The organism is Streptomyces sp. DS1-CR2, assembly GCF_055760475.1.
Genome location: NZ_CM147085.1, coordinates 1,582,902 through 1,603,454, shown reverse-complemented (window position 1 = coordinate 1,603,454; position 20,553 = coordinate 1,582,902). Strand labels below are relative to the sequence as shown.

The 20,553-nt window shown below is 70.4% G+C and carries 17 protein-coding genes; 10 read left to right on the top strand and 7 right to left on the bottom strand.

Annotated features, from left to right (window positions below; translation table 11 throughout):
• Positions 1-8 precede the first annotated feature (8 nt).
• From ACY0PA_RS07975 to ACY0PA_RS07960, 4 genes are read left to right on the top strand one after another with little or no spacing between them, the layout of a single operon-like run.
• Complete coding sequence (locus ACY0PA_RS07975; RefSeq protein WP_473084004.1) at positions 9-2,549, top strand: sensor histidine kinase; 2,541 nt, start codon at positions 9-11, stop codon at positions 2,547-2,549.
• On the top strand, positions 2,546-2,983 hold the full coding sequence (locus tag ACY0PA_RS07970) for a roadblock/LC7 domain-containing protein (RefSeq protein WP_100598443.1): 438 nt from the start codon (positions 2,546-2,548) through the stop codon (positions 2,981-2,983). The genes ACY0PA_RS07975 and ACY0PA_RS07970 overlap by 4 nt, the downstream gene beginning before the upstream one ends.
• A gap of 16 nt (positions 2,984-2,999) precedes the next feature.
• Entirely contained in the window at positions 3,000-3,431 is a 432-nt protein-coding gene (locus tag ACY0PA_RS07965; RefSeq protein ID WP_473084003.1) for a DUF742 domain-containing protein, read from the top strand.
• A complete protein-coding gene (locus ACY0PA_RS07960) occupies positions 3,412-4,035 on the top strand; it encodes a GTP-binding protein (RefSeq protein WP_406108690.1) in 624 nt (207 codons plus the stop codon). The genes ACY0PA_RS07965 and ACY0PA_RS07960 overlap by 20 nt, the downstream gene beginning before the upstream one ends.
• A 12-nt stretch (positions 4,036-4,047) precedes the next feature.
• Here ACY0PA_RS07960 and ACY0PA_RS07955 read toward each other — a convergent pair whose 3' ends face one another.
• On the bottom strand, positions 4,048-4,476 hold the full coding sequence (locus ACY0PA_RS07955; protein WP_473084002.1) for a PPOX class F420-dependent oxidoreductase: 429 nt from the start codon (positions 4,474-4,476) through the stop codon (positions 4,048-4,050).
• Between the two features lie 96 nt (positions 4,477-4,572).
• Here ACY0PA_RS07955 and ACY0PA_RS07950 point away from each other — a divergent pair, with 96 nt between their 5' ends.
• Complete coding sequence (locus ACY0PA_RS07950) at positions 4,573-4,971, top strand: roadblock/LC7 domain-containing protein (protein ID WP_473084001.1); 399 nt, start codon at positions 4,573-4,575, stop codon at positions 4,969-4,971.
• Positions 4,972-5,081: 110 nt separating this feature from the next.
• Positions 5,082-6,023, top strand: a complete 942-nt coding sequence (locus tag ACY0PA_RS07945) for a DUF6397 family protein (RefSeq protein WP_473084000.1) — start codon at positions 5,082-5,084, stop codon at positions 6,021-6,023.
• Between the two features lie 37 nt (positions 6,024-6,060).
• Here ACY0PA_RS07945 and ACY0PA_RS07940 read toward each other — a convergent pair whose 3' ends face one another.
• The 3 genes from ACY0PA_RS07940 to ACY0PA_RS07930 all read right to left on the bottom strand — a co-directional run bounded on the left by ACY0PA_RS07940 (position 6,061) and on the right by ACY0PA_RS07930 (position 10,011).
• Entirely contained in the window at positions 6,061-6,564 is a 504-nt protein-coding gene (locus tag ACY0PA_RS07940; protein WP_473083999.1) for a tetratricopeptide repeat protein, read from the bottom strand.
• Entirely contained in the window at positions 6,561-7,433 is an 873-nt protein-coding gene (locus ACY0PA_RS07935) for an acyl-CoA thioesterase (RefSeq protein ID WP_473083998.1), read from the bottom strand. The genes ACY0PA_RS07940 and ACY0PA_RS07935 overlap by 4 nt, the downstream gene beginning before the upstream one ends.
• Positions 7,434-7,497: 64 nt before the next feature.
• The gene (locus ACY0PA_RS07930) at positions 7,498-10,011 is read right to left on the bottom strand and encodes a DEAD/DEAH box helicase (RefSeq protein WP_473083997.1); all 2,514 of its coding nucleotides are present in this window, start codon (positions 10,009-10,011) and stop codon (positions 7,498-7,500) included.
• 157 nt (positions 10,012-10,168) lie between these two features.
• Here ACY0PA_RS07930 and ACY0PA_RS07925 point away from each other — a divergent pair, with 157 nt between their 5' ends.
• A complete protein-coding gene (locus ACY0PA_RS07925) occupies positions 10,169-10,963 on the top strand; it encodes a metal-dependent hydrolase (RefSeq protein WP_100598435.1) in 795 nt (264 codons plus the stop codon).
• 32 nt (positions 10,964-10,995) lie between these two features.
• On the opposite strand, the gene ACY0PA_RS07920 is transcribed toward ACY0PA_RS07925, so the two are convergent.
• Together ACY0PA_RS07920 and ACY0PA_RS07915 are read right to left on the bottom strand one after the other, a co-directional pair.
• On the bottom strand, positions 10,996-12,786 hold the full coding sequence (locus ACY0PA_RS07920; protein WP_473083996.1) for an ABC transporter ATP-binding protein: 1,791 nt from the start codon (positions 12,784-12,786) through the stop codon (positions 10,996-10,998).
• Positions 12,783-14,675, bottom strand: coding sequence for an ABC transporter transmembrane domain-containing protein (locus ACY0PA_RS07915; RefSeq protein WP_473083995.1), 1,893 nt, complete (start codon positions 14,673-14,675; stop codon positions 12,783-12,785). Before ACY0PA_RS07915 ends, ACY0PA_RS07920 begins: the two co-directional genes overlap by 4 nt.
• A 186-nt stretch (positions 14,676-14,861) precedes the next feature.
• Between ACY0PA_RS07915 and ACY0PA_RS07910 the strand changes: the two genes are divergently transcribed.
• The 3 genes from ACY0PA_RS07910 to ACY0PA_RS07900 all read left to right on the top strand — a co-directional run bounded on the left by ACY0PA_RS07910 (position 14,862) and on the right by ACY0PA_RS07900 (position 18,937).
• Complete coding sequence (locus ACY0PA_RS07910; RefSeq protein WP_473086265.1) at positions 14,862-15,608, top strand: L,D-transpeptidase family protein; 747 nt, start codon at positions 14,862-14,864, stop codon at positions 15,606-15,608.
• Positions 15,609-15,695: 87 nt separating this feature from the next.
• Entirely contained in the window at positions 15,696-17,351 is a 1,656-nt protein-coding gene (locus ACY0PA_RS07905) for a peptide-N4-asparagine amidase (RefSeq protein WP_473083994.1), read from the top strand.
• Between the two features lie 194 nt (positions 17,352-17,545).
• Positions 17,546-18,937: a cation:dicarboxylate symporter family transporter gene (locus tag ACY0PA_RS07900; RefSeq protein ID WP_473083993.1), complete on the top strand. Its 1,392-nt coding sequence runs from the start codon at positions 17,546-17,548 to the stop codon at positions 18,935-18,937.
• A 51-nt stretch (positions 18,938-18,988) separates the two neighbouring features.
• Here ACY0PA_RS07900 and ACY0PA_RS07895 read toward each other — a convergent pair whose 3' ends face one another.
• Entirely contained in the window at positions 18,989-20,479 is a 1,491-nt protein-coding gene (locus ACY0PA_RS07895; protein ID WP_473083992.1) for a Gfo/Idh/MocA family protein, read from the bottom strand.
• Positions 20,480-20,553 lie beyond the last annotated feature (74 nt).

The window sequence follows — 20,553 nt, the reverse complement described above, 5'->3', positions numbered from 1 at the left end:
AGGAGGCCATGCGTACACCCCGTAGGACCCCCATCAACGGCGCGCCGCCCAAGCCCGCGCCCCCGGCGCGCGGACGGCGCGCGCACGCCGGACCGCCCGCGGAAGAGCACCACACAGTGGACGGCCCGTCCTCTCCTGTCGTGCCTCCCACGCGCGCGGGCGGCCGAGGGCTGCGGCCCCGTACCGTCCGCGCCAAGATCGTGTGCCTTCTGATGGTGCCCGTCGTCTCCCTGCTCGCTCTGTGGGCGTACGCGACGGTCACCACCGCCCAGGACATCGTCCGTATGCGGCAGTTGCAGCGAGTCGACTCCACGGTTCGCGGCCCGGTCGCCGACGCGGTCGCCGCGCTCCAGGCCGAACGCACCGCGGCCGTCGCCTACTCCGCCAAGCCCGCGGCCGACCGCGGTGACGCCCTCAGGACGCGCACCTCGGCGACCGACAAGGCCGTGGCGAAGCTCCGCCTCGGCGACGGCAACACCGTCGCGGACGGCGCCGATCTGCCCGCCCTGGTCGGTGAGCGCCTCTCGGTGTTTGTCTCCGGCGCCGAGAAGCTGCGCTCCGTGCGCAGCGCGGTGCTCGGCCGGCGGACCGGTTGGGAGGGGACGTATGAGCAGTACACGAAGACGATCGACTCGGCGTTCGCCGTCAACGGAGCGGTGACCGGGATCCAGGACGATCGTCTCGGCTCCGACGCGCGCGTGCTGCTCGAGTTCTCACGGTCCGGCGAGATGCTCGCCCGCGAGGACTCCCTGCTCACCGCCGCACGGCTCGCGGGCTTGCTGGACGGCGCACGGCTGCGGCTGTTCACGGGAGCGGTCGACACCCGCAGGACCCTCGCCGAAGCGGCCGTCGCCGATCTCCCGGCACCGCAACGGACCGCCTGGCGCAACCTCGTGGAGGGGAGCGCGTACGGCGACGTACGTGCTGTCGAGGACAAGGCGATCACCGCTCGGCCCGGTCGCGCGGCGCTCGACGCGGCGCCCGCACTCACCTGGGACAGTGCGCACACGACCGTGCAGAACCGGTTCCGCTCGATCGAGGCGGACGCGGCGCGCACGGCCGCGGTCCGGGCGGATCCGTTCACCCGCGGACTGCTCACACCCGCGGGCGCCGCCGTCCTCTTCGGCCTGCTGGCCGTCGCCGCCTCGCTCGTGATCTCCGTACGCATCGGCCGAGGCCTGGTCATCGAACTGATCAGCCTGCGCAACACCGCACTGGAGATCGCCCGGCGCAAACTCCCGCACGCCATGCGGAAACTGCGCGCCGGCGAGGAGATCGACGTCCGTGCGGAAGCGCCGGAAGGACCTCCCGCCGAGGACGAGACCGGACAGGTCGCCGAGGCACTCGGCACCGTGCACAGGGCGGCCCTGCGAGCCGCCGCCGAACGCGCGGAACTCGCCAGCGGGATCTCCGGTGTCTTCGTCAACCTCGCCCGCCGCAGCCAGGTCCTCGTCCACCGCCAGCTCGGCCTCCTCGACACCATGGAGCGCAGGGCAGAGGACCCGAACGAACTCAGCGACCTGTTCCGCCTCGACCACCTCACGACCCGGATGAGGCGCCACGCGGAAAGCCTCATCATCCTCTCCGGAGCCGCCCCGGGCCGCGCCTGGCGCACCCCCGTCTCGCTGACCAATGTGGTCCGCGCGGCCGTCTCCGAAGTCGAGGACTACGCGCGCGTGGAGGTACGGCAACTGCCCGCCGCCTCCGTACAGGGCGCCGCGGTCGCCGACCTCACCCACCTCCTGGCCGAACTCGTCGAGAACGCCGCCCAGTTCTCCCCACCGCACACCAAGGTGCGGGTCAGCGGCGAACCCGTCGGAAACGGCTACGCCCTGGAGATCGAGGACCGCGGCCTGGGCATGGGCAAGGAGACCCTCGCAGAGGCCAACAACCGCATCGCCCACTCCGAAGCACTCGACCTGTTCGACAGCGACCGGCTCGGGCTTTTCGTGGTCAGCCGGCTCGCCCACCGCCACGGCATCAAGGTGCACCTGCGCACCTCGCCCTATGGCGGCACCACCACGGTCGTCCTGCTGCCCACACCCCTGCTGCACGCCGGAACCCCGGAACGGGCGGACACCCCCCAGGAACACGCGACGGAGCACCATTACGCGCGCGTGCCCGACCCGGAAGCACTTCACATGAACGGCAACTCCGTGCCCGCCCAGGGGCCACGCCCCGCCATCGCTGCCGCCGTACACGCTGTGCCGGACACCGACACGGCTCACGGCACCCCAACGCCCCCGGGCGTCACCGCCCTGCGCCTGCACAGGCAGCCCGCGAACAACGCAGACAACACCGACGGCGAATCACCGGACGGACTGCCCAAGCGGGTGCGGCAGGCGAGCCTCGCGCCCCAGCTGCGCGAGCGGCCCGAGGAGCAGAACGGCGCCGCACAGCGCCAGGAATCCGACGCACGGACGCCCGATGAGGCGCGGCAGCGCATGGCGGCGTTCCGTGACGGCTGGGTCCGGGGCGGCGGCCGCCTACCAGGAGCCGGCTCAGGACCCGTGCCCCGCAGCGACAGCACCGAAGGAGATCCCACATGATCCAGGACCCGACCATGGACGCCGCGCCCCGGTCCGGAGAACTCGACTGGCTCCTCGACGACCTGGTGCAGCGTGTGGCCGAGCTGAGGCACGCGGTCGTCCTGTCCAACGACGGACTCGCCGTCGGCGCGTCGAGCGCTCTCGGCCGCGAGGACGCCGAACACCTGGCCGCCGTCGCCTCCGGCTTCCACAGTCTGGCCAAGGGGGCGGGCCGGCACTTCGGAGCGGGCGGCGTCCGTCAGACCATGGTTGAGATGGACGACGGGTTTCTCTTCGTCGCGGCCGCGGGCGACGGTTCCTGCCTCGCCGTCCTCAGTACGGCCGACGCCGACATCGGCCTCGTCGCGTACGAGATGGCCCGCATGGTCAAGCGGGTCGGTGAACACCTCTACACCCCACCGCGGTTCGCCGCGCACCCGCCCGCCGCCGGATGACCGGACGGCCACGACGATGAACGATCACGGGCACAGGGACGAACAGGGACGGGGCAGCCCCGACCGGTCGGGCAGCCAGTGGTACGACAACGAGGCCGGGCCTTTGGTCCGCCCGTACGCGATGACCGGCGGGCGCACGTCACCCGGGCCCAGAGGGGTGCGCTTCGACCTGATCGCACTCGTCAAGCTCGACGACGCCGCGCCCGGCCAGGACGACGACACGGCGCTCGGCCCCGAGCACAGGGCGCTCATCGAGCTGTGCCGCACCGAGACGCAGTCGGTCGCCGAACTCGCCGCGGGCACCGACCTCCCCGTAGGGGTGGTCAGGGTGCTCCTGGGCGACCTGCTCGACATGGGCTGCGTCAAGGTCAGCAGGCCCGTGCCGCCCGCACAGCTACCCGACGAAAAGATCTTGAGGGAAGTCATCGATGGCCTCCGAGCACTCTGAAGAGACGAACGCCGACCACGCCGACCACGCCGACAACTCCGCCCTGGCTCTGAAGATCCTGGTCGCGGGCGGATTCGGGGTGGGCAAGACCACCCTGGTCGGCGCCGTCAGCGAGATCCGGCCCCTGCGCACCGAGGAACTGCTCAGCGAACTCGGCCAGAACGTGGACGACACCGGAGCGGTGGAGCGCAAGACCACGACGACCGTCGCCATGGACTTCGGCCGCATCACCATCCGGTCCGGCCTCTCGCTCTACCTGTTCGGCACGCCCGGGCAGGACCGATTCTGGTTCCTCTGGGACGAGCTGTCACAGGGCGCGCTGGGCGCCGTCGTCCTGGCGGACACCCGACGGCTAGAGGACAGCTTCCCCGCCGTGGACTACTTCGAGCACCGGCGCATCCCGTTCGTCGTGGCGGTCAACTGCTTCACGAACGCGCGTGCTTACGGTGCCCACGAGGTGTCTCGCGCCCTCGACCTGGACCGCGGGACACCCGTCGTGCTGTGCGACGCCCGCGACCGCGACTCGGGAAAGGAGGTGCTGATCCGGCTCGTCGAGTACGCCGGGCGGATGCACACCGCCCGGCTTCTCGACTCCGTGAGCTGACGTGCGACGTCGTCAGTCGGTGAGCCCCGCCAGGGCCACGACCTTCTCGATCCGTACGCGCACCAGGAGCTCGCCGGGCACGCCGTTGCGCTCGCCGAACTCCTGGGCGCGGTCCTCGCCCATGTAACGCCCGCCGATCCTTGCGGCCGAGTCCCGCACCTGCCCCAGGTCCTCGATGAGTTCGGCGCGGCCCTCGATCACCGTGAAGGAGAACGGCGGCCGATCGTCGTCCATGCACAGGGCCACTCGGTTGTCCCGAGCGAGGTTGCGGCCCTTCACGGTGTCCTTGCCGGTGTTGAACAGGACGTTCTCGCCGTCGAGTACGAACCAGACGGGCGCGATGTGCGGGCTGCCGTCGGCCCGCACGGTGGACAGCTTGGCGGTACGGGTCCCCTCGGAGACGAACGCCCGCCATTCCTCATCGGTCATCTTGTGTGCCATGGGGTCATCCTGCTTGCCGAGACGCCGAGTGTGGGGAAGGCTGGCGAGACAGATCCTCCGGGTAGGGGAGCGATCAGGAATGGGGGAGACGGGATCATGGCGGACAACGAGGGGCTCGGCTGGCTCCTGGACGACCTGACGGAGCGTGTCGAGCATGTGCGCCACGCTCTCGTTCTGTCCAACGACGGTCTGGTCACCGGGGCGAGCAGCGACCTCAAGCGGGAGGACTCCGAGCACCTGGCTGCCGTGTCGTCCGGTCTGCACAGCCTGGCCAAGGGATCAGGGCGGCACTTCGGTGCGGGCGGGGTCCGGCAGACGATGATCGAGTTCGACGACGCCGTACTTTTCGTGACGGCGGCCGGCGACGGCAGCTGCCTGTGCGTCCTCAGCTCGGCCGAGGCCGACATCGGCCAGGTCGCGTACGAGATGACGCTGCTCGTCAATCGGGTCGGCGAGCACCTCGGCGTGGGAGCCCGTCGAGCAGAAGGCTCTTGACCTGCGCAAACGCCGGGCCGTTCGGAGTTATCCACAGGCTCAGCGGCGCGGGCGGGTTTCGGGCTACGGTTTTTCCCGGGAGCGATCACGACTCACGGGGGAGATCAGACATGGGTGGCAACACCATCACGACACCGGCCACGCGGGTACCCGCCGCCTCGCTCGCACAGAGCAGGGCGGCTCGCGAACTGGGGCTGAAACGGGGCGAGTTCGAGCTGGCGGTACGGCTAGGACGCGTCCGCACCGTGCCGGCCGACGCCGGCGGGCGCCGACGCGTGGCCCGCGACGAGATCGAGCGGGTGCGTGGCACCGCGGGCTTCCCCGAATCGCTGCGGGAGCAGGTCCGGGCCGTGGGGACCACGGAAGGCGCGGGCCTCATGGACATCACCACGGCCAGGTTCACGCGACTCGCCCGCGCGGGGATACTGACGCCGGTTCGCTTCTACTTGAATCGCTACAGGGCCGTGGTCTGGCTCTATCTCGCCGAGGAGCTGAGGGAGTTCGCGGCGGCCGAGGTCAACGCACCGCTGATGACGGGACGCGCACCCGACCGTATGCGCGCCCGCCTCGAGGCGGGGATCGACCTGCGGCCCCGGAACTGGCGGTCGCGGCACGCGGGCCACCTGCTCGGGCAGAGCGACGACGCATGGGAGCGCGCCGCAGCGGTCGCGTCCCTCCTCGATCCGGTGACGGTCCTGGAACTCGTCAAGTGCCCTTACGAGCGCGGATATCTGAGCAAAATGCGGCCCGAGTCGACCGGACACGGGGCGCCCGACTCGCCATCGGCGCGCATCGCCGAGCGGATCATGACGGCGGACGACCCGCACGAGACCAGCTGGCTGAGGGCGAGCCTGCTGCTCAGCCTGGCGGAGGCACGCCGGTTGCGGCCCGCGCCGCGACCGAGTGCGGGCTTTCCCGCGGTGGCCCCTCCGGGGCCGGATGTGGTGCTGGCGGAACCGCCAAAGGGTACGGGCGAGCAGAGTCCGCCCGACACCGAGCCACCCCGCCCGTCGCGCGGATTGCTCGGCTGGCTCCGCCGCAGAGGTGCCTGAACCGGGCCCGTGGCGGCGGAAGTTCGCGGGCGTGGGCCTATTCGACGACGTCGAGATCCTTGGCGTAGTGCTCGATGGCCGGCCGGTACGCGATGAGGTCCGGGTCGCCGCTCGTCTCCGCGAGGACGGTCAGCAGCAGCCGCATCCCGTCGTGCGCGCGTCCCACGTTGTACAGGGCCATGGCCAGGAACGTCTTGAGGGCGTTGTCCTCGGGGAAATCGGTGGTGCCGCCGGTCAGTGTGGCGACCGCCTCCGGGTAGCGGCCAAGAGTGCGGTACGTGCTGCCCAGACCGAGCAGCGCGCCACGCCGGTCGTCCGCGCTCAGGCCCGAGCCGGCGAGTGCCCGCACGTAGTAGAGGACGGCGTCGGCCTCGAGTCCGAGGGTGTCGTGGACCCAGGCTGTCTGGTACGCGACCTCGGCGTCGTCGGGGAACCGGGCGGACAGCGCGACGAGCCGCTCGCGGGCCTCGTCGCGCAGGCCGTCCTCGCGCAGCCGCACGGCCCGCGCGAGCGATGCGTCCCGGTCGTCGGCGCCGGTCACTCCCCGAGCTTGCGGAAGAGGCCCTCTTGCACCACGGACACGAGGAGATGTCCGTCGGCGTCGTAGATCCGGCCGCGCGCCAGACCACGGCCGCCCGTCGCGATCGGGGACTCCTGGTCGTACAGGAACCACTCGTCGGCGCGGAAGGGACGGTGGAACCACATGGCGTGGTCGAGCGAAGCCATGTCGAAACCGCGCTGCCCCCACAGCGGTTCCACGGGGATGCGCACGGCGTCGAGGAGGGTCATGTCGCTCGCGTACGTGAGCGCGCAGGTGTGCACGAGCGGGTCGTCGCCGAGGGGCCCGACCGCGCGCATCCACACGGCGCTGCGCGGCTCGGCGCTCTCGATGTCCTCCGGGGACCAGCGCAGCCGGTCCACATACCGGATGTCGAAGGGCTGGCGACGCGCCATGAGCTCCAACGCGTCCGGCAGCGTGCCCAGATGAGCACGCACCTCGTCGGCGATCGTCGGCAGGGACTCCGGATCGGGAACCTCGCGCGCCGGCGGCAGCTGGTGCTGGAAGCTCCCGTCCTCGGGCTTGTGGAAGGAGGCGGTCAGATTGAAGATCGTGCGGCCTTGCTGCACGGCGGTGACGCGGCGCGTCGTGAACGACCGGCCGTCGCGGACCCGTTCGACCTGGTACACGATGGGCACGCCGGGGCGGCCCGGACGCAGGAAGTACGCGTGCAGCGAGTGCACGGGCCGGTCGCCCTCAGTGGTGCGGCCCGCGGCGACGAGCGCCTGGCCGGCCACCTGGCCGCCGAAGACCCGCTGCAGGGACTCCTGCGGGCTGCGGCCCCGGAAGATGTTGACCTCGATCTGCTCCAGGTCGAGCAGGTCGACGAGCCGCTCAGCTGGGTTCGTCATGCGTTGTTCCCTCATCTCTGCACCGCACTCCGGGCGCTGCGTCCGGGGTCGACCGGGTCAGGACCTACAACTGGCCGACATCCGTGACGCGGATGACCGCACGGCCTTCCGCGTCGGACGCCTCGAGGTCGACCTCGGCGCTGATCCCCCAGTCGTGATCGCCGTTCGGATCGGCGAACGTCTGGCGCACCCGCCACAGGCCGTGCGCGGCGTTCTCCTCGATCTGCAGCAGCTTCGGCCCGCGGGCGTCGGGACCGGTGCCGAGATCTTCGTACTCGTCCCAGTACTTGTCCATGGCCTCGCCCCAGGCGTCCGCGTCCCAGCCCGCGTCGGCGTCCAGCTCGCCCAGTTCGTCGACGTTGTCGAGGGCGGCCAGCTCGACCCGGCGGAACATGGCGTTGCGGACGAGCACACGGAACGCACGCGCGTTCGCCGTGACCGGCTTGACCTGGTCGGCCTTCTCCTGGGCCTCCTCGGCCGTCATGACCTCGGGGTTGGCGAGCTGCTCCCACTCGTCGAGGAGGCTGGAGTCGACCTGGCGGACCATCTCGCCCAGCCAGGCGATCAGGTCTTCGAGGTCCTCGGACTTGAGGTCGTCGGGGACCGTGTGCTCAAGGGTCTTGTACGCGCCGGCGAGGTACCGCAGGACGATGCCCTCGGTGCGGGCGAGCTCGTAGAAGGACACGAACTCTGTGAAGGTCATGGCCCGTTCGTACATGTCGCGGATCACGGACTTCGGCGACAGCGGGTGGTCACCCACCCACGGGTGGCTCCTGCGGTACACGTCGTACGCGTGGAAGAGCAGCTCGTCCAGAGGCTTCGGGTACGTGATGTCCTGGAGGCGCTCCATGCGGTCCTCGTACTCGACGCCGTCGGACTTCATCGCCGCGACGGCCTCACCGCGCGCCTTGTTCTGCTGGGCGGCGAGGATCTGGCGCGGGTCGTCGAGCGTCGACTCCACGACGGACACCATGTCGAGCGCGTACGACGGCGAGTCCTTGTCGAGCAGGTCGAAGGAGGCGAGGGCGAACGTCGACAGCGGCTGGTTGAGCGCGAAGTCCTGCTGGAGATCGACCGTCAGCCGGACGATCCGGCCCGTGGAGTCGGGCTCGTCGAGCTTCTCGACGATGCCGCCGTCGAGGAGCGAGCGGTAGATGGCGATCGCACGGCGGATGTGCCGCAGCTGCTGCTTGCGCGGCTCGTGGTTGTCCTCGAGGAGGTGGCGCATGGCGGCGAAGGCGTTGCCGGGGCGGGCGATGACCGCGAGCAGCATCATGTGCGTCACCCGGAAGCGGGAGTTCAGCGGCTCCGGAGCCGAGCCGATCAGCTTCTCGAAGGTGTTCTCGGTCCAGGCGACGAAGCCCTCGGGGGCCTTCTTGCGGACCACCTTGCGGCGCTTCTTCGGGTCGTCCCCCGCCTTCGTGAGCGCCTTCTCGTTCTCGATGACGTGCTCGGGCGCCTGCGCCACGACGAGGCCCGCCGTGTCGAAGCCGGCCCGCCCGGCCCGGCCCGCGATCTGGTGGAACTCCCGCGCGCGCAGCGTCCGTACCCGCGTCCCGTCGTACTTCGTCAGAGCGGTGAACAGGACGGTACGGATGGGCACATTGACCCCCACGCCCAGCGTGTCCGTGCCGCAGATGACCTTCAAGAGGCCCGCCTGCGCGAGCTTCTCCACCAGGCGCCGGTACTTGGGCAGCATGCCCGCGTGGTGCACGCCGATCCCGTGCCGCACGTAGCGCGACAGATTGCGGCCGAACTTGGTGGTGAAGCGGAAGTTGCCGATCAGGTCGGCGATCTTCTCCTTCTCCTCGCGCGTGCACATGTTGATGCTCATGAGTGCCTGCGCCCGCTCGACGGCCTGCGCCTGTGTGAAGTGCACGATGTAGACCGGGGCCTGCCGGGTGTCGAGCAGCTCGGTCAGCGTCTCCGTGAGCGGCGTGAGCCGGTACTCGTAGGAAAGGGGAACCGGACGCGTCGCGGAGCTGACCACGGAGGTGGGGCGGCCGGTGCGCCGCGTCAGGTCCTTCTCGAACATGGCGACGTCGCCGAGCGTCGCCGACATCAGGATGAACTGCGCCTGGGGGAGTTCGAGCAGGGGAATCTGCCAGGCCCAGCCGCGGTCGCCCTCCGCGTAGAAGTGGAACTCGTCCATCACGACCTGGCCGATGTCGGCCCGCGCCCCGTCGCGCAGCGCGATGGACGCGAGGATCTCGGCGGTACAGCAGATCACGGGGGCGTCGGCGTTGACCGAAGCGTCACCCGTGAGCATGCCGACGTTCTCCGTGCCGAAGAGCTTGCACAGCTCGAAGAACTTCTCGGAGACCAGCGCCTTGATCGGTGCCGTGTAGAAGGTGACCTCGTCCCGCGCGAGCGCCGCGAAATGCGCACCGGCGGCGATCATGCTCTTGCCGGACCCGGTGGGTGTCGAGACGATCACGTTCGCCCCCGACACCACCTCGATCAGCGCCTCCTCCTGGTGGGGATAGAGAGTGATCCCGCGCTCCACAGCCCACGACTCGAAAGCCTCGTAGAGGGCGTCGGGGTCGGCGGTCTGCGGCAGCTGATCGATAAGGGTCACGCCCCCATCTTGCCTGCCTTCCGACCCGATCCGGCAATCGGTTGCCTGCACGAAGATCACGAAAGGTACGCTGTGGCGCCGACGGAGCGACAGGACGTGGTGGCCCGGGTGGGGACAACTGGGCACCGACACAAGTGGAATGGGGCGGAACGCAGCCATGATGGGACCGGCACACTCGCTGTCAGGAGCAGCGGCCTGGCTGGGGGTGGGCGCGGCCGCAGCCGCCGCCGGACACCCCATGCCCTGGCCCGTCGTGCTCGTCGGGGCGCTGATCTGCGCGGGCGCGGCCCTCGCCCCGGATCTGGACCACAAGGCGGCCACCATCTCGCGGGCCTTCGGCCCGGTGTCGCGCGGCCTGTGCGAGATCGTCGACAAGCTGTCGTACGCGGTCTACAAGGCGACGCGTATGAAGGGCGACCCGCGCCGTTCCGGCGGACACCGCACCCTCACGCACACCTGGCTGTGGGCGGTCCTCATCGGCGCCGGCGCCTCCGCCGCGGCGATATTCGGCGGGCGCTGGGCGGTCCTCGCCCTCCTCTTCGTCCATATGGTCCTGGCCATCGAGGGCCTGCTGTGGCGGGCGGCACGCGGCTCCAGCAGCGACGTCCTGGTGTGGCTGCTCGCCGGGACCAGCGCCTGGATCCTCGCCGGAGTCCTCGACAAGCCGGGCAACGGGTCGGACTGGCTGTTCACGCAGCCCGGCCAGGAGTACCTGTGGCTGGGCCTGCCCATCGTCCTGGGCGCCCTGGTGCACGACATCGGGGACGCGCTCACGGTCTCCGGCTGCCCGGTCCTGTGGCCCATCCCCATCGGCCGCAAGCGCTGGTACCCGATCGGCCCGCCCAAGATGATGCGCTTCCGAGCGGGCAGCTGGGTCGAGCTCAAGGTGCTGATGCCGGTGTTCATGCTGCTCGGCGGAGTGGGGTGCGCGGCCGCGCTCAACGTCATCTGAGCCGTCGCACACCCCCTGCCCCGCCCGCACGGTCACCCGTGCCAGGACCGCCACAGCGCCGCGTACGCACCGTTGGCAGCCACCAGCTGGTCGTGGCTGCCGAGCTCCCTGATCCGCCCCTCCTCGACCACGGCGATCACATCCGCGTCGTGCGCGGTGTGCAGCCGGTGGGCGATGGCGACGACCGTGCGGCCGTCCAGGACCCTGCCGAGCGAACGCTCCAGGTTCCTGGCCGCCCGGGGATCGAGCAGCGAGGTCGCCTCGTCCAGGACCAGGGTGTGCGGATCGGCGAGGACCAGGCGGGCCAGGGCGATCTGCTGGGCCTGCGCCGGGGTCAGGGCCACCGCGCCGGAGCCGACCTCGGTGTCGAGGCCCCCGTCGAGCGCCCGCGCCCAGCTGTCCGCGTCGACCGCGCCAAGGGCCGCCCACAGCTCGGCGTCTTCGGCCCCGGTGCGGGCCAGCCGCAGATTGTCACGCAGGGAGCCGACGAATACGTGGTGCTCCTGGTTGACCAGCGCCACGTGCGAGCGCACGCGCTCGGCGGGCATCCGGGAGAGCTCGGCGCCCCCCAACGTGACCTGGCCGGTCCGCGGCGCGTAGATCCCCGCGAGGAGCCGGCCGAGCGTGGACTTGCCCGCTCCGGACGGCCCGACCAGGGCGAGCCGCGTCCCCGGCCGCACGTCGAGCGACACCTCGCGCAGCACGTCGACGCCCGCCCGGTACCCGAAGTGAACGTCGTCGGCCTGCACGTCCCGGCCGTCCGGCGCCACCGAGACGTCGCCCGCGTCCGGCTCGATGTCCCGGACCCCCACGAGCCGGGCCAGCGACACCTGGGCGACCTGGAGCTCGTCGTACCAGCGCAGGATCAGGCCCAGCGGGTCGACCAGCATCTGGGCGATCAGCGCGCCCGTGGTCAGCTGCCCCACGCCGATCCAGCCCTGAAGTACGAAGACTCCGCCGATCAGGAGCACCGAACACAGGACGGTCACATGCGTGGCGTTGATGACCGGGAAGAACACCGACCGCAGATAGAGCGTGTAGCGCTCCCACGCCGTCCACTCCTTGACCCGCTGGTCGGACATCCCCACGCGGCGGGCGCCGAGCCGGTGCGCCTCGACGGTGCGCCCGGCGTCGACGGTCTCCGCGAGGGCCGCGGCCACCGCGGCGTAGCCGGCGGCCTCCGAGCGGTACGCGGACGGGGCCCGCTTGAAGTACCAGCGGCAGCCGACGACGAGCAGCGGTACCGCGACGAGGACGGCCGGTGCCAGCGGCGGAGCGGTCACGGCGAGACCGCCGAGGAGCAGCCCCACCCACACGACACCGATGGACAGCTGGGGAACGGCCTCGCGCATCGCATTGGCCAACCGGTCGATGTCGGTGGTGATGCGCGAAAGGAGGTCACCGGTACCGGCACGTTCGAGCACGCCGGGCGGCAGGCCCACCGCGCGCACGAGGAAGTCCTCGCGCAGGTCCGCCAGCATCCGCTCGCCGAGCATCGCGCCCCGCAGCCGCACCTGCCGTACGAACACGGCCTGGACGACGAGCGCGACGACGAACACGGTGATGGTGCTGCCCAGATGCTCCACGCGCAGCCGGTCCGTGCCGTCCGAGACGTCCTGGACCAGGGCGCCGAGGAGATAGGGGCCGACCATCGACGCCACGACGGCGATCGTGTTCACGCCGATGAGCAGCAGAAACGCTCGCCGGTGCCGCTGGTACAGCTCGCGGACGTAGGACCGTACGGTCGCCGGGGCACCGACGGGCAGCGTGTTCGCCGTGGTCGGGGCCGCCGGGTCGTAGGCCGGTGGCGCCAGGCCGATCATGCCGTCTCCTCGATCTCGGTGAGTTCTTCGATGCCGGGGTCGCCGATGCCGGCTTCGCCGCGCACAGGGGTGCCGGCGTTCTGGGACAGGGCCGCCGACGCCGCCTCCTCGTCGGTCTCGCGGGTCACGACGGCCCGGTACCGGGGCTCGGTGAGCACCAGCTCCCGGTGCTCGCCGACCGCCGCGACCGTGCCCTCGTGGACCAGGACGACCCGATCGGCACGATCGAGCAGGAGCGGGGACGACGTGAGCACCACGGTCGTACGCCCACTGCGCAGCGCCCGCAGGCCGTCGGCGATCCTGGCCTCGGTGTGGGAGTCGACGGCGGACGTCGGCTCGTCGAGGACCAGAGCCTCCGGGTCGGTGACCAGAGACCGCGTAAGAGCGAGCCGCTGCCGCTGGCCTCCGGAGAGGGAACGGCCGCGCTCGGTGATCCGCGCGTTCATCGGGTCGTCGTCAAGCGACGCCTGCGAGAGCGCGTCCAGTACGTCGGCGCACTGCGCCGCGGCCAGTGCCTCCTCGGGGCGTACGGATCCAGAGGAGGGGACATCGAGCAGTTCGGCGAGCGTGCCCGAAAGCAGCACCGGGTCCTTGTCCTGGACGAGGACGGCAGTGCGGGCTGTGTCGAGCGGCAGCTCGTCGAGCGGCACCCCGCCGAGCAGCACGGAGGGCAGAGAATCCGGATCCGGATCCGAACCTGGATCCGAACCGGTGCCGCTGTCCGTGTCCGTGTCCGTGGGGTGTCCCCCAAGCCGGTCCGCGAGCCGGCCCGCGAGGTCCGGGTCGCCGCACACCACGGCGGTGAGCAGGCCCGCGGGGGCCAGCAGCCCCGTCACCGGGTCGTACAGGTCTCCGGCCGGTGCTTCGGCGGTGCGGAGTCCGCCCGGCTCCGTGACCCGTTCGATGGAGAGGACGCGTGCCGCGCGCTGGGCCGAGGGGCGCGAGAAGGAGTACGCCATGGCGATCTCCTCGAAGTGCCGCAGAGGGTAGTTGAGGATCATCACGGCGCTGTACACGGTGACGAGTTCACCGACGGTGATCCGGCCATGGCGGGCGAGCTCGATGCCGTACCAGACGACCGCGATCAGCAGCAGGCCCGGCAGCAGTACCTGGACCGCGGAGATCAGGGACCACATGCGGGCGCTGCGGACGGCGGCCGTGCGGACCTCCTGCGACGCGCGGCGGTAGCGGTCGAGGAACAGTTCCTCGCCGCCGATGCCGCGCAGGACACGCAGCCCCGCGACGGTGTCCGAAGCGAGTTCCGTGGCGCGGCCCGCCTTCTCGCGCTGCTGGTCGGCACGGTGGGTGGCGCGGGGGAGGAGCGGGAGGACGGCGAGCGCGAGGACCGGCATGCCGATGGCGACGACGATGCCGAGCGCCGGCTGGTAGAGGACGAGCCCGACACAGACCACGACGACGGTGAGCGCGGCGGCGGCGAAGCGCGAGAGCGCCTCGACGAACCAGCCGATCTTCTCTACGTCGCCCGTGGAGACGGCGACGACCTCACCGGCGGCGACCCGCCGGGTCAGCGCGGCGCCCAGGGCCGCGGTCCTGCGGGCGAGGAGCTGCTGCACCCGGGCCGCCGCGGTGATCCAGTTGGTGACCGCCGTCCGGTGCAGCATCGTGTCGCCGAGGGCGAGCGCGGCGCCGAGGAGCAGGATCAGCCCGCCCGCGAGGGCGAGCCGAGAGCCGGAGCCGTCGACCACGGCCTGCACGGCGACGCCGACACCGTAGGGAAGGGAGGCGACGGACAGGAAGTGCAGGAGTCCCCAGGAGAGGGACTTGAGCTGGCCGCCGAGCTGGTTCCGGCCGAGCCAGAGCAGGAAACGGGGGCCGGAGCGGGCATCTGGCAGGCCCGGGTCGGGATACGGAAGATCGTGGATCTGCATGACGTCCCAGGGCTCGGAAGGGGGAGCGAATTCGGGGTTACGGACGGAACAAACCGTGCAAGGTTCGCGGGATTCAGGCACTGGAGGCAAACGGTTTTCCGCCGCGGGGCAAAGTTTCGGCCCGCGTTCGACGCCCGGGGCAGGGCCGGTCGGGGGCACCTGGTGCGTGGTGCGACCATGGACCGTATGCGTAACGCGGGTGCGGTTCGAACGGCGGTCGCTGCGGCGGCCTGCAGCGTCCTTCTCATGACCCTGTCCGCTTGCGGTGGTTCGAGCGGGGGCGACGGGACCGGGCGCAAGACCGGGTCGGGATCGGCCGGCGCTCGGCAGGAGGACCGCCCCGCCGACGACCTCAAACGCATTCCCGACGTCGGCGACCAGCTCCAGTCAAAGATCCCGCAGAAGGCGGGACAGGTCATCGCGGTCTACGGCGACGGCAAGAACTCCGGTGACTCGACCGTCGTGCTCTACACGAAGTCCGGTTCCACCTGGGACAGGACGCGCAGCTGGCCCGCGCACAACGGCAAGAAGGGCTGGACCGCCGACCACCGCGAAGGCGACAAGCGCAGCCCCATAGGGGTGTTCACCCTCACCGACGCGGGCGGGGTGCTCGCCGACCCGGGCGCGAAACTGCCGTACACGCAGGCCGCGTCGTTCCAGGCCCCGCACTACTGGGCCAAGTCGCACTGGCACGACTTCGACTACGTCATCGCCATCGACTACAACCGCGTCAAGGGCACCGCGCCGAACGAACCGACCCGGCCCGAGGGGCAGACCAAGGGCGGCAGCATCTGGCTCCACATGGACCACGGCAGCGGCACTTCTGCATGCGTGAGCCTGTCGAAGTCCGGCATGGAGTACCTGCTGCGCACAATCGACCCGAAGCAGCACCCGGTCGTGGTCATGGGCGACATGGCGTCACTGAAGAGCTGACGCGACACCAGGCACCGGCGTCGGCCTGGCCTGGCATGGAGGAGGGGGCTGTTGCGGGCGTCGCGTCCGGCCCGTACAACACCCCTCATGAGAAGACGCGTCATGTCCATGCTGGCCGCGGTGACACTCGCGGCCGCAGCCCTCGCCGGCCACGCCACCGCCGCCTCCGCTGAGGCCCGTCCCGCCGAGGTCTCCGCCGGCAGCCATCCCGCCGCACCTCAATCCACCGACCCGCCAACCGAGTTCGGCACTGACTGGCACGACCCGATCACCGCCGCACCGCCCGTGGCCAAGCCCGCCACCAAGTCCTGCCGCGTGACGCTCGCGGAGACCGAGTTCCGTGACTTCACGCCCTACAAGGGCAGTTACACCCCGCCCAAGGGCTGCGGCGACCGGTGGAGCAAGGTCGTCCTGCGCCTCGAAGGCAAGGTCAAGGGGCGGCAGTTCGACCGTCTCGGCTATCTGCACATCGGCGGGGTGGAAGTCCTGCGCACCTCCACCCCCGAGCCCTCGCCCGACGGCATCGCCTGGAATGTGGAAAAGGACGTCACCCGCTACAGCGACACCCTGCGGGCCGACCAGCCGGTCGAGATGCTCATAGGCAACGTTGTCGACGACACGTACACGGGCGTCATCGAGGTCAAGGCCACGCTCACCTTCTACACCGCCGCGCCGCACGTGAAGCGGCAGCCCGCCACGGACACTCCCGACCGCGTGCTCACGCTCGACCAGGGCAAACTCATCACCCCGCGCAACAGCGAGCGCATCGTCGCCGAGGTGTACGCCACCGGATCGGGCGGCGGCTGCGAGGAATTCTGGTACCTGGGGGTGCCGAACGAGGTCCCGTACTCGTGCAAGGCGGACGGCGGCCCGTACCGAGAGGTGCAGATCTCCGTGGACGGCCAACTCGCGGGCATCGCCTCGCCGTTCCCGAACGTCTGGACGGGCGGCTGGTCCAACCCCTTCCTCTGGTACGTGATTCCGGCTCCCGGAGCCTTCGACGTCCGGCCCCTCGAGTACGACCTGACGCCGTTCGCCGGACTCCTCAACGACGGCCGTCCGCACCAGGTCGACGTCTCCGTCGTGGGTGTCCCGAAGGGGCAGAGCGGCTGGAGCGCCCCGGTCAACGTGCTCGTCTGGCAGGACGGCGGGAGTTCGCGCGTCACGGGCGCGCTGACCGGCCACGAGGAGAGCGAGCCGGACAGCTCGACGACGTACACGCCCGGCACGGACGAGTACCGCCTCGACGCGAAGGGCGGGCACAGGCTGACGGTGTCCGGCTACGTGAACACCTCGCACGGCCGCGTCGCCACCACCGTCACCCGCGACCTGACCAGCACGTCCACGCACCGCTGGACCGAGGGCGAGAACAACGACGCGCTGAAGGGGACTTGGACCGATCGCCAGACCGTCGTCTCCGGCCACCACACCCTTCGCACGAACCGGGCTTACACGATGGACGGTTCCACCACGCTCGACGCGGACAACCGGCTGCGGACGGTGATCGACCTCGGTGACCGGGCCGAGACGGGACGGGCCACGGGCCCGGGCCGCACGGCGTGGACGGTCCTCGACGACACCTACGCGGGTGACGCCTCGTACACGGCGAACGTTCCGCGTGACCAACGGCACGCTGTGGGCACCAGCCGTGAGCGATACCGTCTGACCAGCCCCGATGGCTGCTACGACCGTGAGCTGGCCACGGCACAGGGTGCGCTGACGGTGGACCGCAGGCGCTGCTGAGGGGCACGGCGGCAGGCACGGCCGCAGGCAGCGGCGCCGGAGTGTTGGAGCAATATCCAAGATTTACACCGATGTGACATCGGGGTCTTCTACGGAAGCCGCTACTCCGACATAGTGACGCTTCGCGGAACAGAAATTGGAATCCAACTTCCGCATCGCAGAATCCGCACAGTCACTGACGTTGCTCCGGAGGAATGCCCGTGCCGCAGTCCGTACCGTCCCTGCCGCGACGCGCCGCACGCGTACTACGTACCTCGCTGTTCGCGCAGGTCGCCTGCGCACTCGTGATCGGAGTCGTCGTCGGACGGCTGTGGCCCCACGCGGGCACAGCCGTCCAACCGCTCGGCGACGGCTTCGTACGTCTCATCAAGGCGGTGATCGCGCCCCTCGTCTTCTGCGTGGTCGTCGCCGGAATCACCAAGGCCGGAGACCTCAAGGCCTTCGGCCGCATCGGCCTCAAGGCCCTACTGTGGTTCGAGGTGGCGACGACCGTCGCCCTCGTCGTCGGCCTGCTCGCCGGAAACCTGGCCGGCCCCGGCATCGGCATGAACGTCGACCCGTCCAAGCTGGACGCGTCCGCCGTCGAGGACAAGACCGGCGGCGGCTCGCTCCCGTCGACCGGCGACTTCATCCTGCACTCGCTCCCCGACAGCGCGGTCGGCGCCTTCGCCGAGAACTCGCTGCTCCAAGTGCTCGTCCTCGCCTGCCTCGTGGGCGCCGCGCTGCTGCACCTCGGCCACACCAAGGTCCCCGCGATCCTGCCCGCCATCGAACAGGGCCAGGAAGTGGTCTTCGCCGTCGTCGGCTTCATCATGAAGCTGGCCCCGCTCGCCGTGTTCGGTGCGACGGCGCACCTCGTGGGCGAGTACGGCCTCGGCGCCCTGTCGACGTACGGCAAGCTCATCGGCGTCTGTTACGCCGTCGCCGTGATCTTCCTCGTGCTCCTCGCCCTCGCCATGAAGGCGGTCACCGGACTGAGCCTGTGGAAGTTCGTCCGCTACACGCGCGAGGAACTGCTCCTCGCGCTCGGCACCGCCTCCAGCGAGACGGTCATGCCGCGCATGATGCAGAAGCTGCGCCACGCCGGCTGCCGCGACGACGCCGTGGGCCTGGTCCTGCCGACGGGGTACTCGTTCAACCTCGACGGAGCGTCGATCTACCTCTCCATCGGTACGTTGTTCATCGCGCAGGCCGTCGGGGTGGACCTCTCGCTCGGCCAGCAGATCACCGTCGTGCTCGTCCTGATGCTCACCAGCAAGGGCATGGCGGGGGTGCCCGGTTCGGCCTTCCTCGCGCTGTCGGCCACCGCGTCCGCACTCGGGGTCATCCCGGCGGGCGCCGTCGCCCTGCTGCTCGGCGTCGACCGCATCATGGACGCCATGCGCGTCTCCACGAACCTGCTCGGCAACTGCGTGGCCGTCTTTGTGGTCTCCCGCTGGGAGGGCGCGCTCGACACGGCCAGGGCCAAGAAGGTACTGGGCGGCGAGATCGCGTTCGTACCGGAGGAGGACCGGGCCGAGCCGGTCAGGTCGCCGGAGCTCGCGAAGACCCAGGACCCCAAGTCCGCTGCGGAGACGGTGGGTTGAGATTGAGCGGAGGCCCGGCGGCAAGCATGACGCCGCCGGGCCTCCGTGTCATCAGGCTTCCTCGGGCTTCTCGGAATCCACCCCCGGCCGCGCCTTCTTCCACATCCCGCGCGTGAAGTCGGGGATCGACTGAGGCGCCCCCTTCGCCTTGATGGACAAGTGGCTCAGCGGCACCGGCGACGTCCACGTAGCGGCGTCGTACACATCGAAGTCCGGTACCAGGCCCACCCGCAGACACTGCATCAGACGGAACACCATGATGTAGTCCATGCCGCCGTGGCCGCCCGGCGGGTTGGAGTGCTCCTTCCACAGCCAGTGGTCGAAGTCGGTGTACTTGGAGAAGTCACCCCAGGAGTCGTTGGTGTGGTCCGGCTCTATATAGATCCGCTCCGGGTAGTCCTCGAACACACCCTTCGTGCCGCCGAGGCTGTTGATCCGCGAGTAGGGGTGGGGCGTGGACACATCGTGTTCGAGCCGGATGACGCGCCCCTTCGCCGTCTGGACCAGGCTGATGGTGCGGTCCGACTCGATGTACGTCTCCTTCCAGCTCGGGTCGCCCTTCGGTATATGGGCCTCGCGGTACTGGGCGAGGCCGAGCGAGGGCGTGCCGAAGCTGGAGATGTGCGTGACGCGGTCACCGCGGTTGATGTCCATGTAGTTGGCGACCGGGCCGAAGCCGTGGTTGGGGTACAGATCGCCGCGCAGCCGCGTGTGCCACAGCCGCCGCCACGGGCCCTCGTAGTAGTCGGGGTCGAACATCAGGCCGCGCAGGTCATGGTTGTAGGCGCCCGCTCCGTGCAGCAGGTCGCCGAACTTGCCGGCGTGCGCCATCCGCAGGACCCGCATCTCGTTCCTGCCGTAGCAGCAGTTCTCCAGCTGCATGCAGTGCCTGCGGGTGCGCTCGGAGAGATCGACCAACTCCCAGAGCTGGTCCAGCTGGAGGGCGATCGGACACTCCACACCGACGTGCTTGCCGTTCAGCATCGCCGTCTTGGCCATCTCGAAGTGCCAGTCCCAGGGCGTCGCCGCGTACACGAAGTCGATGTCGCCCCGCTTGCACAGGTTCTCGAAGTCGTGATCGCCCTTGGTGTATGTCGCCGGGGCCGGCTGGCCCGCGGCCGTCACCTTGGCCGCCGCTCTCGCTGTCTTGTCCTTCACCGGGTCGCAGAGCGCGACCACTTGGACGCCAGGGATCGCCAGGAACAGGTCGATCATGCTGCCGCCGCGGTTGCCGAGCCCGATGATGCCGACCCGCACGGTGGAGCGCCCCTCGAAGGGCACGCCGACCATCGTCTCGCCCGTCCGGGCCGGAGCCTCGGCGGCCGCCGCCCCGGCCTGCCCGGCCCCGTTCCGCCCGGCCTCGGCCTGCCCGTCGGCGGCCTGCGCCGTGCCACCGGTGAACGCGCCGAGCCCGAGCCCCGCCCCGGCGATGCCCGCCGTCCGCAGGACGGACCTGCGGGACTGCCCGGCGGCGTCGTGTCCGGGGTGCTCGGGCTGCTCGTGGCTCGCGTCGGGTGCCGGTGTCGCGTTGTCGTCGTGCATCGGACCTCCATCGATGGGTGGGTGCGCTGCAAGCGCTTGCCACCCTGGAGGGGGACGACATAGGGGCGCAAGGG